The sequence below is a fragment of the Ornithinicoccus halotolerans genome (genome assembly GCF_009602535.1).
Classification (GTDB): Bacteria; Actinomycetota; Actinomycetes; order Actinomycetales; family Dermatophilaceae; genus Ornithinicoccus; species Ornithinicoccus halotolerans.
On the sequence record NZ_WIQI01000043.1, the window covers coordinates 1 to 22,101 of the forward strand.

Below are 22,101 nucleotides of genomic sequence, written 5' to 3' on the forward strand. Positions count from 1 at the left end.
CTCCCTGGGCACCACCCTGTCCGGGCTGGCGCCGACCTTCGAGGTGCTGCTGGCCGGGCGCGTCGTCCAGGCGGCCGCCACGGCTGCTCCGGCGGGTCCAGGAGGACGCCGCGGGCGCCTGGCGGCGTGGTGATGAGCAGGCGATCCGCCGGCTGGCGGCGCTGGAGCTGCGCACGCTCGGGCTTCGGCCGCCGGGGTGACTCCACAGGGGTGGACCCGCCGGCCCGGCCCTCTCGCTGTGGTCACCGGCCGTGCCGCTCCCGCAGCAGCGCGTCCACCTGCTCCCACTCCAGGCCGCGGGAGCGCAGCAGCACCAGCAGGTGGTACACCAGGTCAGCGGCCTCCCCCAGCAGCGCCTCGTCGTCCTGGGCGACCGCGGCCAGGGCGGTCTCCACCCCTTCCTCGCCGACCTTCTGCGCGACCCGGCGGGTCCCGCCCTCCAGCAGCGAGGTGGTGTAGGAGCCAGCCGGCCGCTCCCGGTCGCGCTCGCGGACCAGCGCGGCCAGCCGGGGCACGAAGCCCGCGGTGGCGGAGTGGTCGGGGCCGGACTCGCCGGCCGGCTCCGGTGGCTGCGTGGTCGCGGCCGGCGCGGGGGCGTCGAAGCAGCTCCGGGTGCCGGTGTGGCAGGTGGGCCCGGCCGGTTCGGCCCGCAGCAGCAGGGTGTCGCCGTCGCAGTCGACCTCGACCGCCAGCACCCGCAGCGTGTTGCCGCTGGTCTCGCCCTTGACCCAGTGCCGGCCGCGGCTGCGGCTGTAGAAGGTCGCCAGCCCGGTGCGCAGCGTCTGCGCCAGTGCCTGCTGGTCCTGGTAACCGACCATCAGCACCCGTCCGTCCGCGGCGTCCTGGACGACGGCCGGCAGCAGCCCGCCCTGCTGGCCGAACGCCAGGTCCGCAGGGGTCAGCCCCGCGGGCAGGGTCAGCGGCGTCATCGGGCGGCCTCCTCGTCGGTGGTGCGCCGCACCGCCACGCCGGCGCGGGCCAGCTCCTCCTTCAGCTGCGGGATCGGCACGCTGCCGGTGTGGAACACCGTGGCCGCCAGTGCGGCGTCGACGTCGGCCTGCTGGAAGACGTCGACGAAGTGACTGATGGCGCCCGCGCCGCCGGAGGCGACCAGCGGGACCTGGCAGACCTCCCGGACGGCCGCCAGCTGCTCCAGGTCGTAGCCCTCCCGGACGCCGTCACTGCCCATGCAGTTGAGCACGATCTCACCGGCGCCGAGGTCCTGCACCTGCTGCACCCAGGCCAGCGTGGCCGTCTCCAGCGCACGGGTCGCCTCGGGGGCGCCGGTGAGCTGGCGGATGCGCCATACCCCGTCCTCGTCGCGCAGGCTGTCCACGCCCACGACCACGCACTGGGTGCCGAACGCCCGCGCCAGCTCGGCCACCAGCTCGGGCCGCTGCGTGGCGGGGGTGTTGACGGAGATCTTGTCGGCGCCGGCGTGCAGGACCGCCCGGGCGTCCTCGACCGACCGGATCCCGCCGGCGACGCAGAACGGGATGTCCAGCGCGTCGGAGACCCGGGTGACCCAGTCCAGGTCCACCCGCCGGGACTGCGGGCTGGCGGTGATGTCGTAGAACACCAGCTCGTCGGCGCCCTCGGCGCGGTAGCGGCGGGCCAGCTCGACGATGTCGCCCATGTCGACGTGGTCCCGGAACCGGGTGCCCTTGACCACCCGGCCGTCCCGCACGTCCAGGCACGGCACGATGCGGCGCGCCAGCGTCATACCCGCTCCTCCGCCACGGCCTCGGTGACGGTGAGCCGCCCCTCGAGGATGGCCTTGCCCAGCACGATCCCGGCGCAGCCGACCTTGCGGGTCCCGCGCACGTCCGGCACGTGGCGGGCGCCGCCGGAGGCCTGGATGCGCACCTGCGGGGCCGACCGGGTCAGCATCGTGTACAGGTTCAGGTTCGGCCCGGCCAGCGTGCCGTCCCGGCCGATGTCGGTGCACAGCAGGTGCCGCAGCCCGTCCGCGGCGTAGTGGCCGAGCACGCTGGGGAGGTCCTGCTCGGCCACCGAGGTCCACCCGGAGACCGGCAGCACCCAGCTGCCGTCCTCGGCAGTGCGGGTGTCCAGCGCGACGGTCAGCCGCTCGGGCCCGAACCGCTGCAGCCAGCCGGTCACCGTCTCGGGCTCGCGGACCGCGACCGAGCCGACGACCACGCGGGTGGCGCCGGCCTCCAGCAGCCGCTCGACGTCCCCCGCCGAGCGCACGCCCCCGCCAGTCTGCACCTGCAGGCCGGTACGGTCCACGATCTCGCGCAGCACCGGCTCCAGGGTGTAGCCGCCGGCGCGGGCGGCGTCCAGGTCGACCAGGTGCAGCCAGCGGGCACCGGCCCGGGCGTAGGACTCGGCCACCGCGACCGGGTCGTCGGCGTAGCTGGTCTCCTTGTCGTAGTCGCCCTTGTGCAGCCGCACCACGCGTCCCTCGCGGACGTCGATGGCGGGGTAGACGGTGAACTCGCTCATGCGGGCACCTCCAGGAAGTTCCGCAGCAGCCGGGCGCCGACCGCGGCCGAGCGCTCGGGGTGGAACTGGGCGCCCCAGCAGCGGCCGTCCGGGCCTCCGAGGACGGCGCTCCAGGTGCCGGCGTGGCTGGTGGTGGCCAGCGTGTGCTCGAGCACCGGGGCGGCGTAACCGTGCACGAAGTAGGCCCGGTCGCCGTCGCCGATCCCGGCCAGCAGCGGGTCCTGCCGGACGGGGGTGAGCGTGTTCCACCCCATGTGCGGCACCCGCTCCCGGGCGCTGCCGGGTATGGCGACGACCTGGCCGGGCAGCAGCCCCAGGCACTCCACGCCCCCGTCCTCCTCGCTGCCCTCCAGCAGCAGCTGCATGCCCAGGCAGACGCCGAGCAGCGGCTGCTGCAGGTCCCGCAGCACCGGGACCAGCCCGGCCTCGTGGAGCCGGCGCATCCCGGCGCCGGCCGCGCCGACTCCGGGCAGCACGACCCGGTCGGCGGCCCTGATGGTGGCCTCGTCGGCCGTCAGCTCGGCCTGGGCCCCGAGGCGCTGCAGCGCGGTGCGCACCGAGCCGATGTTGGTGCCACCGGAGTCGACCAGCGCCACCCGGACCGGGCGCGACGTCGGGACGACCGGGGCCGGTGTCGGCTGCGTCGCGGTCACAGCATCCCCTTGGTGGAGGGCAGCTCGCTGCCCTCCCGCGGCAGCGCCTGCCGGAGCGCGCGGGCGACCGCCTTGAAGCCGACCTCGACCATGTGGTGGGTGTTCTCGCCGGTGACGCGCAGGTGCAGCGTGCACCGCAGCGCGTCGGCGAAGGAACGCCAGAAGTGCGGCACCATCTCGGTCGACAGGTCCCCGACCCGCTCCCGGTCGAAGTCGCACTCGAAGGCGAAGTAGGGCCGCCCGGACAGGTCGAGCGCCGCGGTGGCCTGCGCCTCGTCCATCGGCAGCGTGAAGCCGTAGCGGCCGATGCCGCGCTTGTCGCCGAGCGCGGTCCGCAGCGCCTCGCCGACGGCGATCGCGACGTCCTCGACGCTGTGGTGGTCGTCGATGTGCAGGTCGCCCTCGCAGCGCACCGTCATCGAGAACCCGCCGTGCTTGGCCAGCTGGTCCAGCATGTGGTCCAGGAAGCCGATGCCGGTGGCCGCCTCGATGTGCCCGCGGCGGTCCAGGTCCACCTCGACGGTGATCCGCGTCTCGCTGGTGACCCGCTCCACCCGGGCGGTGCGCGGCCGGGTCACCAGGTCGTGGGCGATGTCGGCCCAGCTGACCGCGGCGTCGCCGGCCTGGTTCATGGCGCTGGCCAGCAGGTAGGTCGGGATGCCGAGGGTGTCGGCGAACTGCTTGTCGGTGAGCCGGTCACCGACCATGGCGCTGCGCTCCCAGTCGACGGAGCGGTCCTTGAGCAGGTGGGCGACCATGCCGATCCCCGGCTTGCGGGTCCACGGCTGCTCCGGCCCCGGCGGGTGCGGGTCGACGAAGACGTCGCGGAAGGTGATGCCCTGGCTGGCCAGGATCTGCAGCAGCAGCTCGTGCGGACCCTCGAAGCTCTCCTTCGGGAAGTTCGGGCCGCCCAGGTCGTTCTGGTTGGACACCATCACGAAGTCGTAGCCGGCGTCGCGGATGGCGAGCATGGCCGGGATGACTCCCGGCACGAGGGCGAGCTTGTCGAAGGAGTCGACCTGGCAGTCGGCCGGCTCCTCGATGATCGTGCCGTCGCGGTCGACGAACAGGATCGGACGGGGCGTGGTCATCTGGGTCCTCGGCTGGGCGTCGGGGGGCGCGACGTGCGCGCCCCGTCGGGTAGGGGGGTGTCGGTGGGTTCGGGCCGGCCGGCGGAGCCGGTCGCGGTGTCGGGGCCGAGCGCCGCGGCGACCGCCTCGATCTCGGCGTCGCTGCCGACCGTGACCCGCACCGCGTCGGCCAGCTCCGGGCGGGCGCGCAGGTCGCGCACCACGATGCCACGTCCGGTCAGCCGGGCCAGCAGCGCGTCCGGGTCCGGGCTGCGGACCAGCACGAAGTTGGCCTCGCCGGGGTGGACCCGGGAGACCAGCGGCGAGGCGGCCAGCACCTCGGCGAGCCGGTCCCGGGCGGCGAGCGTGGCCGCGACCCGCTCGCGGGTGCGGGCGGTGGCCTCCGGGGCCAGCGCCTGCTCGACCAGGTCGGCGACCGGGCGGGGCACCGGGTAGGGCGCCTGCACCCGCCGCAGCACCGCCACCAGGTCCGGGTGGGCCACCGCGACGCCGACGCGCGCACCGGCCAGGCCGTGCGCCTTGGACAGCGTGCGCAGCACCACCAGGGTCGGCAGCGGCCCGGCCTCGGTGACCAGGCTCGGCGTGGCGGCGAACTCGGCGTACGCCTCGTCCAGCACGACCACCGCCTGGTCGGCCAGCGCGGCGACCAGCCGCCGCACCTCCGGGACGGGCACGGTCGCGCCGGTCGGGTTGCCCGGGGAGGCCAGGAACACCAGCCGCGCGCCGGTCTCCCGGGCGCGGGCGGCGACCGCGTCGACGTCGACCCGCCAGGCGCCGCTCACCTGCTCCTCCAGGCAGGGCACGTCGTGGACCGGCACGCCGTGCAACCGGGCGCTGACCGCGTACATCCCGAACGTCGGCGAGGTGATGACCACGCCGTCACCGCCGGGCCGGCACAGCGTGCGCACCAGCAGCTCGATGGCCTCGTCGCTGCCGCGGCCGACCACCACCCGCTGCTCCGGGACGCCGTAGTGGTCCGCCAGCGCCGCGCGGACGCCGGCCGGCTGCGGGTCCGGGTAGCGGCGCAGCCGCCCGTCCGGGTCCACCGCGCTGGCCTCGGCGGCCTCGTTGGCGTTGAGCCACACCCGCGCCGGCAGGTCGGGGGCGCTGGTGCGGGCCGAGGAGTAGCCGGCGAAGTCGCGCAGGTCCTCCCGCAGCAGCCCGGTCGGGAACGGCGGGAGCGCGGCCGGCTCGCGGGGAGCCGTCATGACGCTCCTCCGCGGCCGTCGTCCTGGCGGGCCAGCCGGCGGGTGACCGCCCGTTGGTGGGCGTGCAGCCGCTCCGCCTCGGACAGCGCCACCGCGCACGGCCCGACGGCGGCCAGGCCGGCAGGGCTGACCCGCTGCACGGTCATCGCGACCTGGAAGCTGGCGACGTTGACTCCCCCGGTGTAGCGGGCGGCGCCGGCGGTGGGCAGCACGTGGTTGGTGCCGCTGCAGTAGTCGCCGAGGGTCTCCGGGGCCCAGTCGCCGAGGAAGACCGACCCGGCGGTCTCGATCCGCGCCAGCCACGCCTCCGGCTCGCGCAGCGCGAGGATGAGGTGCTCGGGGGCGTACTCGTTGCTGATGCCGACGGCCTGGGCGAGGTCCTCGGTCACCACCACCCGGCTGGCGGCCAGTGACTTGCGGGCGATGTCGGCCCGCGGCAGCTCCTCGACCTGCGCCAGCACCTGCTCCAGGGCGGCCTCGGCCAGCTCCCGGTCGTCGGTGAGCAGCAGCACCTGGGAGTCGGGGCCGTGCTCGGCCTGCGAGAGCAGGTCGGCGGCCACGAACTCGGGGTCGGCGCCGCGGTCGGCGATCACCACCACCTCGGACGGGCCGGCGGGCATGTCGATCCCGGGGCCGCCCTCGGCGGTGGAGACCTGCCGCTTGGCCTCGGTCACCCACGCGTTGCCCGGCCCGAACAGCTTGTCGCAGGCCGGCAGCGTCTCGGTGCCGTAGGCCATTGCCGCGACCGCCTGCGCGCCACCGGCCAGGTAGATGCGGTCGATGCCGCACTCGGCCGCGGCCGCGACCACGGTGGGGTCCGGTCGACCGTCCGGGCCGGGTGGGGTGCACAGCACCACCTCGGGGCATCCGGCCAGCTGCGCCGGCACGCCGAGCATCAGCGCGGTCGAGGGCAGTGGCGCCGAGCCTGCCGGGACGTAGAGGCCGACCCGGCGCACCGGCCGCACCACCCGCTGGCAGACCACGCCCGGCGCGGTCTCCACGGTGTAGTCGCGCTGCATCCCCTCCTCGTGGAAGGCCCGGATCCGGTCGGCGGCCTCGGTGATCGCCGCCCGCAGCGGGGCGGGGACCGCGGCCACCAGCTCGGCGGCGGTCCCCGCCTCGAGCAGCAGGTCGTCCAGCTCGACCCCGTCGAACCGGGCGGTCAGCTCCCGCACCGCGACGTCGCCCTCCCGGCGCACCCGCGTCAGCGTGTCGGCCACCGAGGCGCGCACCTCGGGCCCGGCGTCGGCGGTGGCGCGGCGCAGCACGTCAGCCCGCTCGGCGGCGGACAGCGCGGACCAGGTGAGCAGCCTCATACCAGCATCCCCTCCACCGGCAGCACCATCAGGTGGGAGGCACCGGCGCGCTTGAGCTCCTCCAGCCGCTGCCAGGACACCGCCGAGTGGCACAGCACCTGCAGCGACACCTCGTCGGTGCCGTCGACCGACAGCACGGTGGGCTCACCGCCCTCGGGCAGCAGCGCGGTCACCTCCGGCAGGCCGGCGCGCGGGGCACGGAGCATCAGCAGCCGGGTCTCCTTCAGTCGCAGCGCCCCGTCCATCCGGCCCAGCAACAGCTCGGCCAGCTCGCCGCGGCTGTCCTCCAGGCCCGCGGCGGGACCGGCGATGACGGCCTCGGAGTGCAGCAGCGTGGTGACCGGCTTGAGCTGGTTGGCGCGCAGCGTGCCGCCGGTGGAGACCAGGTCGCACACGACGTCGGCCTGGCCGAGGCGGGGCGCGATCTCCACGGACCCGGACAGCGGGACCACCTGGGCCTCGACCTGCTGGTCCCGCAGCCAGCGCTCCAGCAACCGCGGGTAGGTGGTGGCCACCCGCAGCCCCGCCAGCTGCGCCGGGCCGGTCCACTCCTGGTCCTCGGGGATGGCGATGTCGAGCCGGCACCGGCCCCAGCCGAGCTGGCGCCACTCGCTGAGCACCGGCTCGTGGCCGGCGGACTCCCGGCCCAGCTCGTACTCCTGCATCACGTTGCGGCCGACGACCCCCAGGTCGCACACGCCGGCGGTGATGAGCCCCGGGATGTCGTCGTCGCGCACCAGCAGCAGGTCCACCGGCAGCGACTCGCCGTAGCAGAACAGCCGGTCGCGGCTCTCGCGCCAGGTCAGCCCGGCGGCAGCGAGCAGGTCACGGGCGGGCTCGGCGAGCCGGCCGGACTTCTGGATCGCCACGCGCAGGCGGTCGCGGGCGGGGGCGGGCGGGGTCATGCGTGACCTTCCTGGTCGAGGGGTGCCCGGCGGGCTCGGTGCGCCGGGCGGGCGAGGATCGTGCTGGGGTGTCGACGCGGGGTCAGCCGGTGGCGGACCGCGCGCCGTCGCGATGCCGCTCGCCCCGCGCCGCGAGTGCCGCGTGGTACCCGCCCGCGCCGTGGTCCAGGCAGCGGGCGACCCGGCCCACCGTGGTCACGCTCACCCCGGTGCGCTCGTGGATGGTGCGGTACGGGACCCCCTGCGCCAGCAGCGGCACCACCGACCACCGGTCCGCCAGCGCCTCCAGCTCCGCCGGGGTGCACAGGTCGGTGAGGAAGGCCACCAGCTGCTGCGGGTCGCCGATGGCGGCCATGACGGCGGCGAGGTCCTCGACGGCCGGGGACTCCGGGGCGTCGGTGGCACGGCGCTTCACGGGTGGCTCCTGCGGAGTAGGGGTCGGGCTGCGTCCACGCATCAACGTACTAACGTGCTAGCACGCTAACACGGCGCCCCCGCCGTCGGACAACTCGGGTCCTCGCACGGCCGGGCGCCGCCGTGGTGCAGCACCGCGGGAAGCAGGAGGATCCGCGGGAACGCTCCCCGCGCGAACGCACCCAACCCGCGGGTGTGCTGGCTACACCAGCGGCTGGGCCAGCTCCACCCGCAGCGCGCGCAGCAGCTCGGCCCGCGGCACCGTGAACTGGTCCTGCCGGCGCAGGTCCTTGACGGTGACGGTGCCGGCCTCGACCTCCTGCGGCCCGAGGATGACCACGAACCGGATGCCGGCGCGGTCGGCGTAGCGCAGCTGCTTGCCCAGCCGGCCGCCGTCCAGCACCGTCTCGCTGTTGATGCCGCCGTGGCGCAGCTCGGTCACCAGCGCCAGCTGCTCGGACAGCAGCGACTCCTCCACCTGCGGCACCAGCACCTGCACGGTGGACTCGGCCACGTCGACCAGCCCCGCCTCGCGCAGCTGCCAGAACAGCCGCGTGAGCCCGATCGAGATGCCCACCCCCGGCAGCCTGGACTTGGTGTAGTGACCGGCCAGGTCGTCGTAGCGGCCGCCGGAGCAGATGGAGCCGATCTCCGGGTGGTCATCCAGCGTCGTCTCGTAGACGGTGCCGGTGTAGTAGTCCAGGCCCCGGGCGATGGCCAGGTTGAGCGCGTAGTCGCTCTCGGGCACCCCCATCGCGCGCACCAGCTCCAGCACCTCGCGCAGCTCGGCGACGCCCTCGGCCAGCACCGCGCTCCCGGCCGAGGCGCCCTCGACCTTGTCCAGCTGCGCGAGCGCGTCCGCGTGGGAGGTCGAGCGGACGGTGACCAGGTCCAGGACCCGGTCGGCCACCGGCTCCGGGAGCCCGAACGGCTCGGCCCGCAAGGTGGCGCGGACGGCCTCCGGACCGCGCTTGTCGAGCTTGTCGACCTCCCGCAGCACGGCGGCCTGCTGCTCGCCGGCGATGCCCAGGTCCTCGAAGAAGCCGCGCATCAGCTTGCGGTTGTTGAGCTGGATGGTGAACGAGCCGATGTCCAGGTCGCTGAAGATCGCGTGGATGACCGCCGGGCACTCGGCGTCGTGCCGCACGCTGAGCTCGCCGGAGCCGACGATGTCGATGTCGCACTGGTAGAACTCGCGGAACCGGCCGCGCTGGGCCCGCTCCCCCCGGTAGACCCGCTGCATCTGGTAGCGGCGGAACGGGAACGCCAGCTGGTGCTCGTGCTGGGCCACGTAGCGGGCCAGCGGCACCGTCAGGTCGAACCGCAGCGCGAGCTCCGGCAGCCCCGGGTCCGGCTGCGCCGCGGCCTTCTCCAGCGCCCCGGTGGACTGCACGAAGTAGACCTGCCGCTCGGTCTCGCCGCCGCTCTTGGTGAGCAGCACGTCGGACACCTCGAACGCCGGGGTCTCGACCGGCAGGAACCCGAACCGCTCGTAGCCGGCCCGGATGGTGTCCAGCATCCGCTGGAAGGCGATCTGCTCGGCGGGGAGCAGCTCCAGGACCCCGGAAGCGGTGCGCGGCGTGATCACCCCGGGAGTCTAACGAGGCGCCCGCAGCGCGGTGAGGAAGGGATTGCCTGCCCGCTCCCGCTCCATCGTGCTCGCCGGGCCGTGGCCCGGCAGCAGCAGCGTGGTGTCCGGCAGCGGCAGCACGACCTCCCGCAGCGAGCGCTCCATCGCCGCCGGGTCGCCCCCGGGCAGGTCGGTGCGGCCGATCGACCCGGCGAACAGCACGTCACCGGTCAGCACCGTCGTCGCCACGGCGGAGCTGTCCCGCATCTGGTCGGGCACGTCGGCCAGCCCGAACATCACCGAGCCCTCGGTGTGCCCGGGCGCGTGCGTGGTGCTGACCCGCAGCCCCGCCAGCTCCAGCTGGGTGCCCGGGCCGCCGGGACCACCGAGCTGGACCACCCGGTCGGGTTCGCGCCAGTCGTCCCGGCCGCGGAACTCCTCGCGCAGCATCACCTGCATCTCCGGGCTGAGCGAGGACATCGGGTCGGCGAGCCGGTACCGGTCCTCGGCGTGGACGTAGGCCGCCACGCTGCCCGCGCACAGCGGTGTCACGGACCAGACGTGGTCCAGGTGGCCGTGAGTGAGCAGCACCGCCGCCGGGCGGAGCCGCAGCTCCCGCAGCTGGGCGCGGACCTGCTCCACCACCCCGATGCCGGGGTCGACGATCAGGCACTCCTCCCCCTCGGCCGGTGCCAGCAGGTAGCAGTTCGTGCCGAAAGCCGCCGCGGTGACGCTCCTGACCAACACCTGACCCAGCCTAGTCACGATCGTGTCCAAACCGTCATCGCGCTGTGACCACCGGGCCGGAAACGGCTGCCTACACTCAACCCGCCCGGACGTGTCACTGCTGACCGACCACTGGACCCCACTGACCCAGGAGGACCCGCCGATGACCCGTGCCCAGCGACGACGCGCCCGCGTGCCGTCCCTGCCGGCAAGCGTCCTCGTGCTGCTCCTGGCGGCCGGCTGTGCCGGTGGGGACGGGGGCGCCGGGAGCGGCTCGCGGGCCACCGCGACGCTGGGCGCCGGGGCGGCCTCGACCGCGTCGGTCGAGGGGTGCGAGCCGGTCCCGCCGCTGCCCAGCGAGTACGCGACGTTCGCCCCGCAGGACGCCCCGACCGAGCCCACGGGCGAGCAGCTCACCGCGGTGCTGGAGACCACCTGCGGTGACGTGACCGTGGAGCTGGAGGGCGCGAGCGCCCCGCAGACGGTGGCCAGCTTCGAGCTGCTGGCCGGTGAGGACTACTGGGCCGACTCGCCCTGCCACCGGGTCACCACCGAGGGCATCTGGGTGCTGCAGTGCGGCGACCCCACCGGCACCGGCCGCGGTGGTCCCGGGTACACGTACGGCATCGAGAACGCGCCGCCCGACGGCTACTACCCGCGCGGGACGCTGGCGATGGCCCGCAGCAGCGACCCGGAGAGCAACGGCGGGCAGTTCTTCATCGTGTACCGGGACACCGAGCTGCCCGTCGAGGGTGGTGGCTACACCGTGTTCGGTAGGGTCACTGACGGTATGGACATCATCGACCGGGTCGCCGCCGCGGGCGTGGACGGGGGTGGCGCCGACGGCCAGCCGGCCCAGCCCATCAGCCTGCTGGACGTCCGGGTCACCGACGAGAAGGCATGACGCCGTGAGCGAGCCGAGCAAGCCCACTCCCCCGAAGCCGACGCCCCGGCCGCCGTCCCCGGCGGTGCTGGCCGGCCGTCGCGCGCCCGCGGCCGCCCCGGCCGCCACCCCGGCGGCCGTGTCCAGCACGCCGTCCACCGAGTTCGGCCGGGTGGCCGAGGACGGCACCGTCTACGTGCGCACGCCCGACGGCGAACGCGCCGTCGGCTCCTACCCGGGCTCGACCGAGGCCGAGGCGCTGGCCTACTTCGCCCGCAAGTACGACGAGCTGGCCGCGGCCGCAGGCCTGCTGCGGCAGCGGCTGGAACGCACCGACGTGTCCGCCCAGGAGGCCCGGGAGTCGCTGGAGCGGCTGCGGGAGCAGGTCGGCGAGGCCAACGTCGTCGGCGACCTGCCGGCGCTCGAGGGCACCATCGAGGCCATCGAGACCCAGGTGGCCCGCCGCGTCGAGGAGGAGTCCCAGCACCGCGCGCAGGCCCGCGCCGAGGCCGCCCAGCAGCGGGAGGCCCTCGTCACCGAGGCCGAGCAGCTGGCGGGGACCGACCCGGCGCGGATGCAGTGGAAGGTCGCCAGCGGGCGGATGCGCGAGCTGTTCGAGGAGTGGAAGGCTCACCAGCGGCGCGGCCCGCGGCTGGACAAGGCGACCGAGCACGCGCTGTGGCAGCGGTTCAGCGCCGCCCGCAACACCTTCGACAAGACCCGCCGCAGCTGGTTCAGCCAGCTGGACGAGCAGCACCAGCAGGCCAAGCGGGCCAAGGAGCGGCTGGTCGCCGAGGCCGAGCAGCTGGCCGGCAGCCGGGACTGGGGCCCGACCGCCGGGGCCTTCAAGCAGCTGATGCAGCAGTGGCGCCAGGCCGGCCGCGCCCAGAAGCGCGACGACGACGCGCTGTGGGCCCGGTTCAAGGCCGCCCAGGACCGGTTCTTCGCGGCCAAGGACGAGGTGGTCGCCGCCGAGGAGGCCGAGTTCCGGCAGAACCTCGCCGTCAAGGAGGGACTCCTCGCCGAGGCCGAGGCGCTGCTGCCGGTGACCGACCTGGACGCCGCCAAGGCGGCCCTCCGCTCGATCCAGGAGCGCTGGGAGAGCGCCGGCAAGGTGCCGCGGGCCGACCTGGCGCGGGTGGAGGGCCGGCTCCGGAAGGTGGAGCAGACGGTCCGCGACCACGAGCAGCGCCGCTGGCAGCGCTCCGACCCCGAGCGGCTGGAGCGTGCCCGCTCCATGGTGACCCAGCTCGAGGAGGGGGTGGCCGGCCTGGAGGCCGACCTCGCCCGGGCCCGCGAGCACGGCGACGCGCGCGCCGAGGCCGAGGCCGAGCAGGCCCTGGCGGCCCGCCAGCAGTGGCTGCAGCAGGCCCGTAGCGGGCTGGCCGAGCTGGAGGGGTGAGGGTGACCGACGGGCCCGGACCGCAGCGTGCCGGGGCGGACCTGGTGCGCGGGCTGTGCGAGTACCTGGACGCCTCCCCCTCCCCGTTCCACGCCGTCCACGCCGCGACCGCCGCGCTGGCCGAGGCCGGCTTCACCGTGCTCGAGGAGAGCGCACCGTTCCCGGCCGCGCCCGGCCGCTACGCCGTGGTGCGGGGCGGCTCGCTGGTGGCGTTCTCGACCGAGCACGCGCCCGACCCGGCCACCCCGTTCCGGGTGGTAGGCGCGCATACCGACTCGCCGAACCTGCGGATCAAGCCGCAGCCGGACCACGCCCGCGCGGGCTGGCAGCTGCTGGGCGTGGAGGTCTACGGGGGCCCGCTGCTCAACAGCTGGCTGGACCGCGACCTCGGCCTCTCCGGCCGGGTCGCGGTGCGCGACGGCTCCCGGGCGATGCCGGTGCTGCTGCACCTGGACGAGCCGCTGCTGCGGGTCTCGCAGCTGGCGGTCCACCTGGACCGGCAGGTCAACAGCGAGGGGCTGCGGCTCAACCCGCAGCAGCACCTGGCCCCGCACTGGGGGCTGGGCCGGGCGCCCGCCGACTTCCGCGCCTTCCTCGCCGACTGCGTGCAGGTGCGGCCCGAGGACGTGCTGGCCTGGGACGTGATGGCCCACGACCTCACCCCGGCCCGGCTGGTCGGCCGGGACCAGGACCTGGTCGCCTCGGCGCGGCTGGACAACCAAGCCACCTGCTACGCCGGGGTGCAGGCGCTGCTGCGGGCGGTCGAGGACCCGGCCGACGGCGTGGTGCCGGTGCTGGTGCTGTTCGACCACGAGGAGGTGGGCAGCACCTCCGAGCGGGGCGCGCAGTCCACCTTCCTCCCGGCGACCCTGGAGCGGGCGGTGCTGGCCCGCGGCGGCGACCGGGGCGGCTACCTGCAGGCGCTGGCCGGCAGCGTCATCGCCTCCGGTGACATGGCCCACGCCACCCACCCTCACTACGCCGACCGGCACGAGCCGGAGCACCAGGTGCGGATGAACGGCGGACCGGTGCTGAAGGTGAACGCCCAGCTGCGGTACGCGACCGACGCGCTGGGGGCGGCGGCCTTCCGCCTCGCCTGCGAGCAGGCGCAGGTGCCGGTGCAGACCTTCGTCACCCGCACCGACCTGCCGTGCGGCTCGACCGTGGGGCCGATGACCTCGGCGCTGACCGGCGCGAGCACGGTCGACTTCGGGGCCCCGACGCTGTCGATGCACTCCACCCGCGAGCTGGCCGGGGCGGCCGACCAGGTGATGTACGCCGCGGCGCTGGCCGCCTTCCTCTCCCCCGCCGGCTGAGCGACCCGCTGGCGCCCGCGCGCGCCGGTGGTCAGGCCGACCGGTGGCGCCGGTGCGGGTCGGTCTGCTGGGTGCCGGTGATCCGGTAGACGTCGAGCACCCCGCTGACCCGGCGCACCGCCCGCTGCACGCTGTCCAGGTGGGAGGGGTCGGCCATCTCGAAGGTGAACTTCGACAGCGCGACCCGGTCCCGGCTGGTCTGCACCGAGGCGGAGAGGATGTTGACCTTCTGGTCGGTCAGCGCCCGCGTGACATCGGACAGCAGCCCGTGCCGGTCCAGCGCCTCCACCTGCATCTGCACCAGGAACACGCTGGACTCGGTGGGGGACCAGGCCACGTCGATGATCCGCTCGGGGTGGCGGCGCAGCTCCTCGGCGTTGGTGCAGTCGGTGCGGTGCACCGAGACCCCCTTGCCGGTGGTGACGAAGCCCATGATCGGGTCGCCGGGCACCGGGGTGCAGCAGCGGGCCAGCTTCACCCACACGTCGTCGGCGTCGACCACCGTCACGCCCGGGTCGGTCGTGGTCGCCCGGCCCTGCCGCGGCAGCGTCGCCTCCGCGAGGTCCTCGGTGGCGCCCTCCTCACCCCCGAGCGTGGCCACCAGCTGCTTGACCACGTGGTCGGCGGAGACGTGGTTCTCCCCGACCGCCGCGAACAGGCCGTCGATGCTCTGGTACCGCAGCTCGGCCGCGACGGCGGTCAGCGTCTCGTGCGACATCAGCCGCTGCAGCGGGTGGTTCTGCTTGCGCAGCACCCGGGCGATCTGGTCCTTCCCGGACTCGATCGCCTCCTCGCGGCGCTCCTTCGAGAACCACTGCCGGATCTTGTTGCGGGCCCGGCCGCTCTTGACGAAGCCGAGCCAGTCGCGGCTGGGGCCGGCGCTGTCGGAGCGGGAGGTGATGATCTCCACGACGTCGCCGTTGCTCAGCCCGGAGTCCAGCGGCACCAGCTTGCCGTTGACGCGGGCGCCGACGCAGTGGTGGCCGACCTCGGTGTGGACCGAGTAGGCGAAGTCGACCGGCGTCGCCCCGGCCGGCAGCGCCATCACGTCACCCTCCGGGGTGAAGACGTACACCTCGGCAGCGTTGATCTCGAACCGCAGCGACTCCAGGAACTCCCCGGGGTCGGCGGTCTCCCGCTGCCAGTCCAGCAGCTGGCGCAGCCAGGCCATCCCCTCCATCGGGCCGGTGCCGCCGTCGGCGCCCTGGGTGATCCGGCCGCCCTCGGGCCCGTTCTCCTTGTACTTCCAGTGCGCCGCGACGCCGTACTCGGCCCGGCGGTGCATCTGGTGGGTGCGGATCTGGATCTCGACCGGCTTGCCCTCGGGCCCGATGACCGTCGTGTGCAGCGACTGGTACATGTTGAACTTGGGCATCGCGATGTAGTCCTTGAACCGCCCCGGGACCGGGTTCCAGCGGGCGTGCAGCGCCCCCAGCACCGCGTAGCAGTCCTGCACCGACTCCACCAGTACCCGCACCGCGACGAGGTCGTAGATCTGCTCGAAGTCGCGCCCCCGCACGATCATCTTCTGGTAGACGGAGTAGTAGTGCTTGGGGCGCCCGGTGACGGTCGCCTTGATCTTGGCGGTGCGCAGGTCGGCCGAGATCTGCGCGCGCACCTTGGCCAGGTACTCCTCGCGGGCCGGCGCCCGCTCGGCGACCATCCGCACGATCTCGTCGTAGACCTTGGGGTAGAGCTGGGCGAACGAGAGGTCCTCCAGCTCCCACTTGATGGTGTTCATGCCCAGCCGGTGCGCCAGCGGGGCGTAGATCTCCAGGGTCTCGGAGGCCTTGCGCGCCGCCGACTCCCGGGAGACGTAGCGCCAGGTGCGGGCGTTGTGCAGCCGATCGGCGAGCTTGATGACCAGCACCCGGATGTCGCGGGCCATTGCCACGATCATCTTGCGCACCGTCTCGGCCTGGGCGGCCTCGCCGTAGGTGACCTTGTCCAGCTTGGTGACACCGTCGACGAGCATCGCGATCTCGTCGCCGAAGTCGGTGCGCAGCTGGGTCAGCCGGTAGTCGGTGTCCTCGACGGTGTCGTGCAGCAGCGCCGCCGCGATCGTGGAGGGGGTCATCCCCAGCTCGGCGAGGATGGTCGCCACCGCCAGCGGGTGGGTGATGTAGGCGTCCCCGCTCTTGCGCAGCTGGCCTTCGTGAGCGCGCTCGGCGACGGCGTAGGCCCGCTCGATCAGCGTCAGGTCAGCCTTGGGGTGGGTGGCACGGACGGCGCGCAGCAGCGGCTCCAGCACCGGGTTGGCCCCGGCGCGGGTGCCGCCCAGCCGGGCCAGCCGGGCGCGCACGCCCTGCGGGCCGGAGGCGGCGGATGCTGCCACGCCCTCGGTCATGTCCCGATTGTAGGGCTCCGGCCCGGGAGTCAGGCGCTCACCAGCGCACGGACCGGGTGGTCCCCCACCCGGTGCCGTCCCTGCAGGAAGGCCAGCTCCAGGATGACCTCGACCCCGGTGACCACGCCCTGGCAGCGCTCGATGAGCTCGCAGGTCGCGGCGGCGGTCCCGCCGGTGGCGAGCACGTCGTCGACGACGAGCACCCGCTGCCCCGGGCGGATGGCGTCCCGGTGCAGCTCGATGGTCTCCGAACCGTACTCCAGGTCGTAGCCGACCGCGTGCACGTCACCGGGCAGCTTGCCCGCCTTGCGGACCGGGACGAACCCCACGTCGAGCTCGTGCGCCACCACGGCACCGAGGACGAATCCGCGTGCCTCGACCCCGGCCACGAGGTCGACCCCACCACGGTGCCGGTCGACCACGTCGGCCACCACCCGCCGGCGCAGCGAGGCGTCGAGCAGCAGCGGGGTGAAGTCCTTGAACACCACCCCGGGCCGCGGGAAGTCCGGGATGTCGCGCAGCGCGGCGGCAACCTGCTCGGCCAGCAGCTCCCGGCTCACCGGCGGCGGCGCCGCCGCCGCGGCTGGTTGCGCGGGCCCCGCTGGGCGTACGGGTGGACCGACCGGTCGGTGGCCGCACCGGCGCCCGGCCCACCCGGGTGCTCCGAGGAGGGGCTGCCCGGGCCGCCACCGGTCGCCGGGGCCTCGTCCTCGGCCACCTCGGTCGGCGGGGCCGGCTCGGTCTGCGGGGTCGCCGGACCGCCCACCGTCGCCGGGACCGGCTGCTGGGCCCCCCGCTTCTGCACCCGCTGCTCCAGCTGGCGCAGCTCCGGTTCGCCCTCGCGCAGGTGCACCAGCAGCGGGGTGGCGACGAAGACCGAGGAGTAGGTCCCGACCGCGATGCCGATGAACAGCGCGGCCGCCAGGTCCAGGAGCGTGCCGGGCCCGATGAGGGTGATGCCGAACAGCAGGATCGCGCCCACCGGCAGCAGCGCCACCACCGAGGTGTTGACCGACCGGACCAGCGTCTGGTTGACCGCGAGGTTGGCCGCCTGGGCGTAGCTCATGGTGCGGCTCTCGAGGGCGTACTCGGTGTTCTCGCGCACCTTGTCGAAGACGACGATGGTGTCGTAGATCGAGTAGCCCAGGATCGTCAGGAAGCCGATCACCGACGCCGGAGAGACCTCGATGCCCAGCAGCGCGTAGAGCCCGACCGTGAAGACGACGTCGTGCAGCAGCGCCACCAGCGCGGCCACCGCCATCTTCCAGGTGCTGAAGTAGACCGCGAGCACGAGGGTGACCAGCAGCAGGAACACCACCAGCGCCTGGATCGCCTTGGTGGTGATGGTCTGCCCCCAGGAGGGGCCCACGAAGGAGCTGGTCACGTCCTGGACAGGGACCGAGAACTCCTCCGCCAGCGCGGCCCGCGCGTCCTCGACGACCTGGGGGTCGAGGTCACCGGTCTGGATCCGGACCCCGTCGTCGCCGACCTGGGTGACCGTGACCGTGGCCGCCTCCGGCGCGGTCTCCTGCACTGCCTCGGTGGCCCGCGTCTCGTACTCGCTGAGCTGGCTCACCCCGGTGACCCGCATCTCGGTGCCGCCCCGGAACTCGATGCCGAAGTTGAGGCCGCGGCCGACCAGGCCGACCAGCGACAGCAGGATCAGCACGACCGAGATGGCGTACCAGAGCCGGCGCCGCGCGACGATCGGGAACGAGCGGTTGCCGCTGTAGAGGTCGTTGCCGACCCGGGCCAAACGTCGCATCAGACGACCCCTCCCTCGAGCTCCTCACGGGTGTGCCGGGGCCGCCGCTCCTCCGGGGCGCGGAACTGGCCGCGGCCCAGGTAGGTGGAGCGCTTGGCCCCCAGGCTCTCCGGGTCCATGCCGGACCAGCGGTGACCCTCTCCGAAGAACCGGGTCGTGGTCAGGATGCTCACGACCGGGTGGGTGAACAGGAAGACGACGATCAGGTCGACCACCGTGGTCAGCCCCAGCGCGAACGCGAACGCCCGCACCCCGGACTCCGACAGCCAGTAGAGCACGCCGGCGGCGATCAGGTTGACCGCGTCGGAGATCAGGATGGTGCGCCGGGCCCGCTGCCAGCCGGTGTCGACCGCGTAGCGCAGCGGCCGGCCCGCCCGGACCTCGTCGCGGACCCGCTCGAAGTAGACGATGAAGGAGTCGGCGGTGATGCCGATGGCCACGATGAGCCCGGTGACACCGGCCATGGTCAGCCGGTAGTTCGCCGCCCACCCCAGCAGGGTGACCGCGCCGTAGACCGTGATCGCCGCCACCGACAGTGACGCGACCGTGACCAGCCCCAGCGCCCGGTACTGCAGCACCGAGTAGCCGAACACCAGCAGCAGGCCGATGGCCCCGGCGATGATGCCCAGCCGTAGCTGCTCCCCGCCCAGGGTGGGGCTGACCTGTTCGCTGGTCTGCACGTCGAAGGACATCGGCAGCGCGCCGAACTTCAGCTGGTTGGCCAGCGTCTCGGCCGACTCCTGGGTGAACCCGCCGGCGATGCTGGCGTTGCCGTTGGCGATGACGCTGTTCACCCCCGGGGCGGAGATCACCTCCCCGTCCAGCACGATCGCGAACCGGTTCTGCGCGGAGTTGGTGCCGTACTGCAGCAGCCGGGCGGTGATCTCCCGGAACGCCTCCCGGCCCTCGTCGTCCAGGCTGAGCCGGACCTCGATGCGGCCGGTCGGCCCGCCCTGGCCCATCTCGAGGCCGGACTCGGCGTCGGAGACGTTGCCACCGGTGAGCTCGGATGGGCCGAGCAGGTACTTCTCGAGCCCGCCGACCGAGCAGGCCACGACCGGCAGGTCGGGGTCGGCCTGGGCCGCCTCCCTGGCGACCTGCGGGTCGGTGCAGTCGGTCTCCATGAACTGCTGCTGCAGTTCCGGGGTGATCCACGCCAGGTCGCTGGGGCTGCTGGGCTCGGTCTGCGGGCCGGTGCCCTCGTCACCCTGCTGCTGGTCGTCCTGCCCCTCCTGGTCCTCCTGGCCCTGTTGGCCGTCCTGCCCCCCGTCGTCCTCCGGGCCCTCGGTGGGCTGGGCGCCGGCGCGCAGCCCCTGCGGGTAGGCACCGTCACTGGCCGGCTCGGTCACCTCCGCACCGTCGTCACCGGTCGGCTGCTGCTCCTCCAGCTCGGCACCCTCGGGTAGCGGCAACGTCCGGTCCGGGGCCTGCGGGAGCTCGCTGACCGGCGCGGCCACCAGCACCGGCCGGAACCGCAGCTGGGAGGAGCGGCTCAGCGACTCCAGCTGCTCCGGGGTGGGGTTGCCGGGAATCGCGACGACGATGTTCGTGTCACCGAGCCGGGAGACCTCCGCCTCGGCCACGCCCAGGCCGTCGACGCGGCGCCGGATGATGTCGATCGCCTGGTCGACCTGCTCGGTGCTCACGCTCTGGTTGCCCGGCACGACCGGCTCGATGACGATCTGCCGGCCACCGGCCAGGTCCAGGCCCAGCAGCGGGGTCGTCGAGGCCCGCGGCGTCGCCCAGAGCGCGGCAGCGCCGAGGCCGCCGAACAGGATGACCAGGAGCAGCCCGAGCGCCAGCAGCACCCGCAGCGGCCCCCGGTTGCGGGGATTGCGCAGCACCGAGGGGCTCACTCGGGTCGGGTGGACCCGGTCGCGTCGCCGCCACCGGCCTGGGTGCTGTCACTCGGGCCGCGCATCAGCGCCCGCCGGTCCCAGCGCACCACGACACCCGGGGCGATCTCCAGGCCGGCCAGCTGGTCCTCCAGCTGCACGATCCGGGCGTGCAGCCCGGTCGTGGTGACCACCGGGTCGCCGACCTGCAGCTCGGCCTGCATCTGCGCCATCTGCCGCTGCCGGCGCCGCTGGCTGAAGATCAGGTAGACGATGAGCAGCAGCGGGAGAGCCAGCAGCAGCAGGCTGGCGGTCCCGCTGCCCTCTCCGGCGGCGGCCGAGGCCAGTGGCGACATGGTCGAGTTCCTCACAAGGTCGGTGACGGCGCCGGGCGGCGCGACGGGCCGACGGTGCACGCTCGTCGACGGTCTGCCGGCCCCGGGGCAGTCTAGGTGAGCGGCGAACGGCCTCCAAAGGCGCCTCGCCGGGGTGTCGCCGGCTCAGCCACCGAGCCGGCCCGGCCCGTCGTCCAGCGGGAGCTGGTCCTGCGCCGCGTCCCTCGGCGGGGTTAGCCCCAGGTGCTCCCACGCGGCCGCGGAGGCGGCGCGGCCCCGCGGCGTGCGCACCATGAAGCCCTCCCGCACCAGGTACGGCTCGGCGACCGTCTCGACCGTGTCCGGCTCCTCCCCCACGGCCACCGCGAGCGTGCTCAGCCCGACCGGCCCGCCGCCGAACCGCCGGCACAGCGCGTCCAGGACCGCCCGGTCCAGCCGGTCCAGCCCCTGGACGTCGACGTCGAACAGCGTCAGCCCGGCGCGTGCGGCCTCCCCGTCGACCACGTGCCGCCCGTGCACCTGGGCCCAGTCCCGCACTCGCCGCAGCAGCCGGTTGGCGATCCGGGGGGTGCCTCGGGAGCGGGCGGCGATCTCGCCGATGCCGTCCTGGTCGGCCTCGATCTCCAGCAGCCGGGCGCTGCGGCCCAGGATCTGGACCAGGTCCTCGGTCTCGTAGAAGTCCAGGTGTCCGGTGAACCCGAACCGGTCCCGCAGCGGCGCCGGGAGCAGCCCGGAGCGGGTGGTGGCGCCGACCACCGTGAACGGCGGCAGCTCCAGCGGGATCGCGGTCGCCCCGGGGCCCTTGCCGACGATGACGTCGACCCGGAAGTCCTCCATCGCCAGGTAGAGCATCTCCTCGGCCGGCCGTGACATCCGGTGGATCTCGTCCAGGAACAGCACCTCGCCCTCCGCGAGCGAGGACAGGATCGCGGCCAGGTCGCCGGCGTGCTGGATGGCCGGCCCGCTGGTGACCCGGATCGGCTGCTCCAGCTCGCTGGCGATGATCATCGCCAACGTGGTCTTGCCCAGCCCCGGGGGGCCCGACAGCAGCACGTGGTCCGGCGGGCTGCCGCGGCGCCGCGCGGCCTCGATGACCAGCCCCAGCTGGTCGCGGACCCGCTGCTGGCCGGGGAACTCCGCGAGCCGGCGGGGCCGCAGCGCGGCCTCGACGCGACGCTCCTCCTCCCCCGTCGCCGGGTCCACGACACGGTCGGTGAGGTCAAGCGAGCCGTCCTGGTAGCCGCCCACCTCGCCGGGGCGGTCGCGTGCTGCCTCGCCGTGGGGCCCGCCGGTCACCGGCCCAGCTCCCGCAGCGCGGTCCGCAGCAGGTCGGAGACCTCCTGCGGCGCGTCCGGCCGGGCGGTCACCGTGGCCAGCGCGGCCTCGGCCTGCTTGCCCGTCCAGCCCAGGCCGGTCAGCGCCTCCAGCACCTGGTCACCGGCGCCGCCGTCACCGTGGGTCGGCCGCGCCCCGGTCGCGGGCACCGCCGCGTCCGGGGCGGCCACCTTGTCGCGCAGCTCGAGCACCAGCCGCTCGGCGCTCTTCCGCCCGATCCCCGGGACTCGCGTCAGCGCGGCCAGGTCGGACTCGGTGAGCGCGCGGCGCACCTCCTCGGGGCTGTGCACGGACAGCAGCGCCAGCGCCAGCCGCGGGCCCACCCCGGAGACGGTCTGCACCTGCTCGAACAGCTCGCGCTCCTCGCGGTGGTGGAAGCCGTAGAGGGTCAGCGACTCCTCCCGGACCACCAGCGTGGTGACCAGCCGCACCTCCTGGCCGGTGCGGCACTCCGCAGCGGCCGCCGGTGCACCTCACCCCGCTGACCGACGACCCGGCCACCGCCCGCGAGTGGTTCCAGCACTTCGAGGGCGC

General features: G+C 74.3%; 21 protein-coding genes. 3 read left to right on the forward strand and 18 right to left on the reverse strand.

Annotated elements, in window-relative coordinates:
• Positions 1-242: 242 nt before the first annotated feature.
• The 11 genes from hisIE to GFJ45_RS09140 form a co-directional block, all read right to left on the reverse strand.
• A complete protein-coding gene (gene hisIE, locus GFJ45_RS09090; protein WP_153396381.1) occupies positions 243-929 on the reverse strand; it encodes a bifunctional phosphoribosyl-AMP cyclohydrolase/phosphoribosyl-ATP diphosphatase HisIE in 687 nt (228 codons plus the stop codon).
• Entirely contained in the window at positions 926-1,723 is a 798-nt protein-coding gene (gene hisF / locus GFJ45_RS09095; protein WP_153396383.1) for an imidazole glycerol phosphate synthase subunit HisF, read from the reverse strand. Before hisF ends, hisIE begins: the two co-directional genes overlap by 4 nt.
• Positions 1,720-2,466 carry a 1-(5-phosphoribosyl)-5-[(5-phosphoribosylamino)methylideneamino]imidazole-4-carboxamide isomerase gene (hisA, locus tag GFJ45_RS09100; RefSeq protein WP_153396385.1) on the reverse strand — a complete coding sequence of 249 codons (747 nt, stop codon included), beginning with the start codon at positions 2,464-2,466 and terminating at the stop codon, positions 1,720-1,722. The genes hisF and hisA overlap by 4 nt, the downstream gene beginning before the upstream one ends.
• Positions 2,463-3,119, reverse strand: coding sequence for an imidazole glycerol phosphate synthase subunit HisH (gene hisH, locus GFJ45_RS09105; protein ID WP_194288600.1), 657 nt, complete (start codon positions 3,117-3,119; stop codon positions 2,463-2,465). The genes hisA and hisH overlap by 4 nt, the downstream gene beginning before the upstream one ends.
• Positions 3,116-4,210, reverse strand: coding sequence for a bifunctional histidinol-phosphatase/imidazoleglycerol-phosphate dehydratase HisB (gene hisB / locus GFJ45_RS09110; protein WP_153396387.1), 1,095 nt, complete (start codon positions 4,208-4,210; stop codon positions 3,116-3,118). Before hisB ends, hisH begins: the two co-directional genes overlap by 4 nt.
• Entirely contained in the window at positions 4,207-5,418 is a 1,212-nt protein-coding gene (hisC, locus tag GFJ45_RS09115; RefSeq protein ID WP_153396389.1) for a histidinol-phosphate transaminase, read from the reverse strand. Before hisC ends, hisB begins: the two co-directional genes overlap by 4 nt.
• The gene (gene hisD / locus GFJ45_RS09120) at positions 5,415-6,734 is read right to left on the reverse strand and encodes a histidinol dehydrogenase (RefSeq protein ID WP_153396391.1); all 1,320 of its coding nucleotides are present in this window, start codon (positions 6,732-6,734) and stop codon (positions 5,415-5,417) included. Before hisD ends, hisC begins: the two co-directional genes overlap by 4 nt.
• The gene (gene hisG / locus GFJ45_RS09125; RefSeq protein ID WP_153396393.1) at positions 6,731-7,639 is read right to left on the reverse strand and encodes an ATP phosphoribosyltransferase; all 909 of its coding nucleotides are present in this window, start codon (positions 7,637-7,639) and stop codon (positions 6,731-6,733) included. The genes hisD and hisG overlap by 4 nt, the downstream gene beginning before the upstream one ends.
• A gap of 82 nt (positions 7,640-7,721) precedes the next feature.
• On the reverse strand, positions 7,722-8,054 hold the full coding sequence (locus GFJ45_RS09130) for a YerC/YecD family TrpR-related protein (protein ID WP_228386750.1): 333 nt from the start codon (positions 8,052-8,054) through the stop codon (positions 7,722-7,724).
• Positions 8,055-8,255: 201 nt separating this feature from the next.
• Entirely contained in the window at positions 8,256-9,641 is a 1,386-nt protein-coding gene (gene hisS / locus GFJ45_RS09135; protein WP_153396397.1) for a histidine--tRNA ligase, read from the reverse strand.
• A 9-nt stretch (positions 9,642-9,650) separates the two neighbouring features.
• Positions 9,651-10,370 carry an MBL fold metallo-hydrolase gene (locus GFJ45_RS09140; RefSeq protein ID WP_153396399.1) on the reverse strand — a complete coding sequence of 240 codons (720 nt, stop codon included), beginning with the start codon at positions 10,368-10,370 and terminating at the stop codon, positions 9,651-9,653.
• Between the two features lie 91 nt (positions 10,371-10,461).
• Here GFJ45_RS09140 and GFJ45_RS09145 point away from each other — a divergent pair, with 91 nt between their 5' ends.
• From GFJ45_RS09145 to GFJ45_RS09155, 3 genes are read left to right on the forward strand one after another with little or no spacing between them, the layout of a single operon-like run.
• Complete coding sequence (locus tag GFJ45_RS09145) at positions 10,462-11,253, forward strand: peptidylprolyl isomerase (protein ID WP_228386752.1); 792 nt, start codon at positions 10,462-10,464, stop codon at positions 11,251-11,253.
• A 4-nt stretch (positions 11,254-11,257) separates the two neighbouring features.
• Positions 11,258-12,634 carry a DUF349 domain-containing protein gene (locus tag GFJ45_RS09150; protein WP_228386754.1) on the forward strand — a complete coding sequence of 459 codons (1,377 nt, stop codon included), beginning with the start codon at positions 11,258-11,260 and terminating at the stop codon, positions 12,632-12,634.
• Complete coding sequence (locus tag GFJ45_RS09155; protein WP_228386755.1) at positions 12,631-13,950, forward strand: M18 family aminopeptidase; 1,320 nt, start codon at positions 12,631-12,633, stop codon at positions 13,948-13,950. Before GFJ45_RS09150 ends, GFJ45_RS09155 begins: the two co-directional genes overlap by 4 nt.
• A gap of 31 nt (positions 13,951-13,981) precedes the next feature.
• Here GFJ45_RS09155 and GFJ45_RS09160 read toward each other — a convergent pair whose 3' ends face one another.
• The 7 genes from GFJ45_RS09160 to ruvA all read right to left on the reverse strand — a co-directional run bounded on the left by GFJ45_RS09160 (position 13,982) and on the right by ruvA (position 21,998).
• A complete protein-coding gene (locus GFJ45_RS09160) occupies positions 13,982-16,297 on the reverse strand; it encodes a RelA/SpoT family protein (RefSeq protein ID WP_153396403.1) in 2,316 nt (771 codons plus the stop codon).
• 29 nt (positions 16,298-16,326) lie between these two features.
• Positions 16,327-16,857 (reverse strand): adenine phosphoribosyltransferase, encoded by a 531-nt coding sequence (locus GFJ45_RS09165; protein WP_153396405.1) that lies wholly within the window; start codon positions 16,855-16,857, stop codon positions 16,327-16,329.
• Entirely contained in the window at positions 16,854-18,062 is a 1,209-nt protein-coding gene (secF, locus tag GFJ45_RS09170; RefSeq protein WP_153396407.1) for a protein translocase subunit SecF, read from the reverse strand. Before secF ends, GFJ45_RS09165 begins: the two co-directional genes overlap by 4 nt.
• Positions 18,062-19,918 carry a protein translocase subunit SecD gene (gene secD / locus GFJ45_RS09175; protein ID WP_228386757.1) on the reverse strand — a complete coding sequence of 619 codons (1,857 nt, stop codon included), beginning with the start codon at positions 19,916-19,918 and terminating at the stop codon, positions 18,062-18,064. The genes secF and secD overlap by 1 nt, the downstream gene beginning before the upstream one ends.
• Complete coding sequence (gene yajC, locus GFJ45_RS09180; RefSeq protein WP_153396409.1) at positions 19,915-20,253, reverse strand: preprotein translocase subunit YajC; 339 nt, start codon at positions 20,251-20,253, stop codon at positions 19,915-19,917. Before yajC ends, secD begins: the two co-directional genes overlap by 4 nt.
• 144 nt (positions 20,254-20,397) lie before the next feature.
• Positions 20,398-21,528, reverse strand: a complete 1,131-nt coding sequence (ruvB, locus tag GFJ45_RS09185) for a Holliday junction branch migration DNA helicase RuvB (protein ID WP_407670388.1) — start codon at positions 21,526-21,528, stop codon at positions 20,398-20,400.
• Positions 21,525-21,998, reverse strand: coding sequence for a Holliday junction branch migration protein RuvA (ruvA, locus tag GFJ45_RS09190; protein ID WP_228386759.1), 474 nt, complete (start codon positions 21,996-21,998; stop codon positions 21,525-21,527). Before ruvA ends, ruvB begins: the two co-directional genes overlap by 4 nt.
• Positions 21,999-22,101 lie beyond the last annotated feature (103 nt).